We start from the raw sequence: 2,165 nt of genomic DNA on the forward strand, positions 1-2,165 counted from the left end.
GTCGCCAGCGCTGCTGCCGGCGCTGGCCAGCACCGCGCTGCTGCTGATCGTGTCGGCGATGCTGCAGGAATCTTTCCATATGGCCTACCGCGACGAACTGACCGGCCTGCCCGGTCGGCGCGCGTTGAACGAGTGCCTGCAACGGGTGGGGGCCACGTACACGATCGCGATGGTGGATGTGGACCACTTCAAGCGCTTCAACGATACCCACGGCCATGACAACGGCGACGACGTGCTCAAGCTGGTGGCCGCGCGCCTGGCCGAGGTGGGCGGCGGCGGACGCGCGTTCCGTTATGGCGGCGAGGAGTTCGCGCTGGTGTTCCTGGACCGCCCTGCCCCGGCGTGCGTGGAGGCGGTGGAAGCGGTACGGGCGATGGTGGAAGCCACGCGCCTGCAGCTGCGCGATCGTGCGGCGCGCGTGCAGGACGACGCGGTGGGCCGGCTGCAGCGCGGCCGCGGTGGCGACGGCACGGTGGTGCAGGTGACGGTCAGCATCGGCATGGCCGACAGCCGCGTGGGCGACGGGACGCAGGCGGTGATCAAAGCCGCCGACCAGGCGCTGTACGCGGCCAAGGATGCCGGGCGCAACTGCGTGCGCGCCCACGGCCAGCAGCGGCCGGTGGCGGTGCGCAGCCGCGAGCCGGCTCAGGGCAGCGCGTCGAGATAGAACCAGCGGCCGTCTTCGCGGACGAAGCGGCTGTGTTCGAGCATCTTGACCGCGCTACCGCCGCCGACCTTGTAACGGGCGGTGAAGTTGACCTGGGCGTGGTCCGGGTCGGTGGTGGTGTGCGTGTGGATTGTCAGTCCCAACCAGCGGGTGCGCTGGCCGGGGGCTTCGTCCAACGATAATTCCTGCGGGCGCGTGGACGGATGCCAGCTGGCCAGCAGGTAGTCCGGCAGCTGCTTGACGTAGGCGCTGTAGCGCGAGCGCATCAGGGCTTCGGCGTCGGGTGCGTTCGCGCCGGCGTGGTAGAGGCCGCAGCAGGCGGTGTAGGCCAGTGGGCGGCCGCAGGGACAGGGGTCGGGTGTGCTCATGGGGCTATTGTCGCGCGTTTGCTTGGGTCCGCCGTGGGTGCGGACCGTGGGTATGGGCGTGCTGGATGCGCCGTAGGTACCGAGCGTTGGTCGGTACGTGTGTGCGGTGGCGCAGGGCAGCCGACCCACGGTCGGCTCTACCCGGTGTGGGGGTCCGGGCGTATGCTTGCGCGCCTTGTGTCGCGAAGTTGCTGCCGTGCTCGAGCTGGTTCCCCCTGAGCTGTTGTGGTTGGTGGCGATCGCCTTCATCGCCGGCCTGGTCGATGCGGCCGTGGGTGGCGGCGGGCTGGTGCAGTTGCCCGGCCTGTTCACGGTGCTGCCGCAGCACATCCCGGCGATGCTGTTTGGCACCAACAAGTTCAGTTCGATGTTCGGCACGGCGGCGGCCGCGTTCCGCTACGCGCGCAACGTGCGCTTCCCGTGGCGACCGGTGCTGTTCGCGGCGGGCACCGCCTTCGTGTTTTCCTTCGCCGGGGCCACGGCGGTCAGCCTGCTGCCCAAAGACGCGGTGCGCCCGCTGGTGCTGGTGCTGCTGGTGGCGATGCTCGGCTACACGCTGTGGAAGAAGGATTTCGGCGCGTTGCACCGGCCGCGCGAGATCGGGCGCCGGGAGCTGGCCATGGCGCTGGGCATCGGCGCGGTGATCGGCTTCTACGACGGATTCTTCGGGCCGGGCACGGGCAGCTTTCTGATCTTCCTGTTCGTGCGCTTCTTCGGGCTGGACTTCCTGCGTGCCTCGGCCGCCTCGAAGGTGGTGAACCTGGCCACGAATGYCGCTGCCATTTCCTTCTTCGTGCCGACCGGCAACATCCTGTGGCTGTTCGCGCTGCCGATGGCCGCCGCCAACATCGTCGGCTCGGTGGTGGGCACGCGGCTGGCGCTGCGCGGCGGTACGCCGTTCATCCGCAAATTGTTCGTCGGTCTGGTGGTGGTGCTGATCGCGCGGATGGGCTGGGATACGTTCGGCGGATAACGCGTAGAGCGGGGCGCTGCGGCGACCGGTGATGGTGGAGCAGCCGACCAACGGTCGGCTCTACGTGGGTGCGGGATTTCCGTTGCCGGTGCGGGATTTCCGTTGCCGGYGCGGGATTTCCGTTGTGGGTGCGGGRTTTCCGTTGCCGGCGCGGGAA

General features: G+C 69.2%; 3 protein-coding genes. 2 read left to right on the forward strand and 1 reads right to left on the reverse strand.

The annotated features are described in order from the left end of the window. A partial coding sequence (locus tag ACXJKH_RS19095; protein WP_457321733.1) for a GGDEF domain-containing protein occupies positions 1–667 on the forward strand: 667 nt, incomplete at its 5' end. Here the strand turns inward: ACXJKH_RS19095 and ACXJKH_RS19100 are convergent. After that, complete coding sequence (locus ACXJKH_RS19100; RefSeq protein WP_256776135.1) at positions 646–1,035, reverse strand: YchJ family metal-binding protein; 390 nt, start codon at positions 1,033–1,035, stop codon at positions 646–648. The two genes, ACXJKH_RS19095 and ACXJKH_RS19100, sit on opposite strands and share 22 nt — an antisense overlap. Before the next feature lie 196 nt (positions 1,036–1,231). Here ACXJKH_RS19100 and ACXJKH_RS19105 point away from each other — a divergent pair, with 196 nt between their 5' ends. Then, positions 1,232–2,008 carry a sulfite exporter TauE/SafE family protein gene (locus tag ACXJKH_RS19105; RefSeq protein WP_457321735.1) on the forward strand — a complete coding sequence of 259 codons (777 nt, stop codon included), beginning with the start codon at positions 1,232–1,234 and terminating at the stop codon, positions 2,006–2,008. Positions 2,009–2,165 lie beyond the last annotated feature (157 nt).

Source organism: Stenotrophomonas sp. P5_B8 (assembly GCF_054049855.1).

Coding starts and splice junctions, on each gene's coding strand:
- ACXJKH_RS19100 (WP_256776135.1), bottom strand. CDS start 1,035: ATGAGCACACCCGACCCCTGTCCCTGCGGCCGCCCACTGGCCTACACC.